Origin of the sequence: Serratia sp. (in: enterobacteria) (assembly GCF_051654945.1) — a bacterium.
GTDB lineage: Bacteria > Pseudomonadota > Gammaproteobacteria > Enterobacterales > Enterobacteriaceae > Chania.
The window spans coordinates 1-3,162 of record NZ_JBOFZA010000030.1; the positions used below are offsets into that span (position 1 = coordinate 1).

At 52.9% G+C, this 3,162-nt stretch carries 2 protein-coding genes; both read right to left on the bottom strand.

What is annotated here, in order from left to right; genetic code table 11:
• Positions 1-5: 5 nt before the first annotated feature.
• Positions 6-1,280, bottom strand: a complete 1,275-nt coding sequence (gene arcA, locus ACRDCA_RS03410) for an arginine deiminase (RefSeq protein ID WP_438688305.1) — start codon at positions 1,278-1,280, stop codon at positions 6-8.
• A gap of 15 nt (positions 1,281-1,295) precedes the next feature.
• Complete coding sequence (locus ACRDCA_RS03415; RefSeq protein ID WP_438688306.1) at positions 1,296-2,816, bottom strand: amino acid permease; 1,521 nt, start codon at positions 2,814-2,816, stop codon at positions 1,296-1,298.
• Between the last annotated feature and the right edge of the window lie 346 nt (positions 2,817-3,162).

A 3,162-nucleotide genomic window follows, 5' to 3' on the forward strand; every position in this document is an offset into this window, starting at 1 on the left:
CGTTGTTAGTAATCGATGGCATCGCGGATAATCGGGCAGGTCATACAGTGGCCGCCGCCACGGCCACGGCCCAGTTCACTCCCCACAATCTCGATCACCTCCACGCCTTCCTTACGCAGTTGGGTATTGGTTTTGGTATTACGATCGTAAGCCAGCACCACTCCAGGAGAAAGCGCCACCATATTGTTGCCGCTATCCCACTGTTGGCGTTCGGTATCGTAGTCGTTACCTTCGGTCTCCACCACCCGCAGTTTTTTCAGGTTCAACGCCCCGGCAATGGCCTCAACAAAGGTACCATTATCGCGGCTCAGCTTCATGCCGGTTGGGCCATCATCCGGGCGCAGTGAGAAGGTTTTGATCTGATTGACGATCGCCGGATAAAGCGTGACGACATCGCGATCGCAGAAGGTAAATACCGTATCCAGGTGCATGGCGGCGCGCAGTTTTGGCATGGCTGCAATCATTACCCGCTCAACGCCGGAATGCTTGTTGGCGAACAGCGAAGCGGCCAACTGGGTGATCGCCTGATGCGAAGTACGTTCACTCATGCCAATCAGCACCGTTTTGTTACCGATCGGCATTACGTCTCCACCTTCTAACGTGGCGGTACCGTGGTGTACTGTTGGGTCCCCCCACCAGACGTTAACGTTGGCTTCGCCAAAATCCGGGTGGAACTTATAGATCGCCGTAGTCAGAATGGTTTCTTCGTGACGAGCAGGCCAATACAGTGGGTTCAAGGTCACGCCGCCGTAGATCCAACAGGTGGTATCACGGGTATACAGGGTATTCGGCAGCGGTGGCAGCAGGTATTCGGTGATGCCTACCGCTTCACGGATCAGCTTCAACTCTTCATGGTCGGCATAACCTTCTTTGGCCAGCTCGGTAGTGGAGAGGCCGCCGATCAGTACCTCCGCCAATGCTCGTGGTGCCAGACCATCCAGGAAGCTGCGGGTTTCTTTCAGGATCCCCAGCGATACCTCATTGGGCACAATCTGCTGATCCAGTATCCACTTTCTGGCTTCAGGCAGCGCCAACGTTTCGGCCAGCAGGTTGTGCATCTCAACCACGTCCACGCCGTGTTCGCGCATCTTGGTCATAAAGTCAAAATGGTCACGTTTGGCGCGCTCAACCCACAGTACATCATCGAATAACAGTTCATCACAGTTACTTGGCGTCAGTCGGTTATGCGCCTTCCCGGGGGCGCAGACCATGACCTTATGCAATTTCCCTACTTCTGAATGAACACCAAACTTGGACTGCGTCTTTTTCTTAGTCGTCATAATGACTTGCCTCGATCAGATTGTGATAACGCCAGTGGCAATGTTGTAGATTGCGACAATGGCGGCGACCATAACGATGATAAAAAGTCCCATTTCGGCTGGAGTGAACAGTTTTGCCTGTTGTTCACGTTTGGCCATAATGTACAGCAGCGTGCCTGGGCCATAGATGATGGCGGAGAGCAGCAGATATTTCATACCACCGGCGTACAGCATCAGCAGTGCGTAGAAGGTGGCAATCAGCGCGAAGATCAGATCCTTTTTGTGATCGCGTTTATCGGTTTCATAGGTTTCACCGGTCAGAGCCAACTTCAGCCCATAGGCCCCCACTAACAGGTATGGGATCAGCGTCAGGGAACTGGTCAGTTCGAGCGCCAGTTGGAAGGCGTAATCGCTAAACAGCGTCAGGATCAAAAATACCTGAATGGTGATGTTGGTCAGCCAGACGGCGGAAGAGGGCACCGCATTACGGTTTTCGGTGGCAAACACCTTCGGCATACTCTTGCTTTTCGCGGCGGAAAATAGCACTTCTGCCGCCAGCAAAGACCAGGAGAGGTAAGCACCCAGCACCGAGACAATCAGACCCACGCTGATGAAGATAGCCCCCCAGCGTCCGACAATAGCCTCCAACACGCCCGCCATCGAAGGTTGACGCAGCGCTGCCAGATCGGGACGGAGCAGCACGCCATAAGACAGCATGGTGATCAGCACCAACAGGCACAGCACGCCGATGAACCCCAGCACGGTGGCTATCCCCACGTGGCTGCGTTCTTTGGCATAGCGGGAATAGACGCTGGCACCTTCAATCCCCAGAAAGACGAATACCGTCACCAGCATGGTGCTACGCACCTGGCTGAATAGGGATTCGGGTTCTGCGGCAGGGACGATGGCGGCGGCGGCATGGCCTACATAGCCGTAGTCGTTAAGATGAGATAAATCCCCCACGCTAGCCAAAGAGGTTGCGGTCTCTGGTGTTCCCCAAAAGTTGAGTGCAAACACGTCACTTTTGAAGGCAAAGATCAGCACAATGACAAAGATGAGGATCGGCAGGATTTTGGCGATGGTAGCAATGGTGTTGATCGCCGCGGCGCTTTTCACCCCGCGCAGCACCAGAATGTGGAACGCCCAAAGAATGAGTGAGGCAAACAGCACTGCTGGAATGGTATTACCGTCGCCAAATATCGGGAAGAAAGCACCCAGCGTCGACTTAATCAGCACAAAATAAGAGACGTTACCAATACAGGTCCCGGCCCAGAAGCCGAGTGCAGAGGCAAATCCCAGATAGTCACCGAACCCGGCTTTGGCATAGATAAAAACACCGGAATCAAGATCGGGTTTTCGTTGCGCCAGCGTTTGGAAGACAAAAGCCAGCATTAACATCCCACCGCCCGCAATACACCAGGCGATGATGGCACCAAACCCCCCCGTTGCACGCCCAAAGGTGGCCGGTAAAGAAAATATCCCGGCCCCTATCATGGACCCCACCACCAACGCGGTGAGTGACCATAGGGACAGTTTATTCGTTGATGAGGTCGTCATGGTTTTCCTTACTGATACCGAGTCAATTAAGTTATGTGTTATTAGTCAAGGCTGACATGCTGGTGTTCATCAGTTTCAATATCTTTTTTCACAACTGCTGAGTATGGTAATCCGACAGCGCTGACATTAATGCAGACCACTGGCGTGGGTCGTAACGCTAATCTCGTGTTGATGTATTCTTTGCCTTCTGAGTGTACCGATGGCAAAAATTGATGTGATCTGTCCCCGTTGCTGTGAAACCAGCGGTGTTATCCTGAATTCCGCCGTCGAAATTCAGCTTTATCGCTGTAAACACGGCTTGAAAACTTTTCAACTCAAAAATATGGATATCACCATAGAGTCCAGC

Coding starts and splice junctions, on each gene's coding strand:
- ACRDCA_RS03415 (WP_438688306.1), bottom strand. CDS start 2,816: ATGACGACCTCATCAACGAATAAACTGTCCCTATGGTCACTCACCGCG.
- arcA (WP_438688305.1), bottom strand. CDS start 1,280: ATGACGACTAAGAAAAAGACGCAGTCCAAGTTTGGTGTTCATTCAGAA.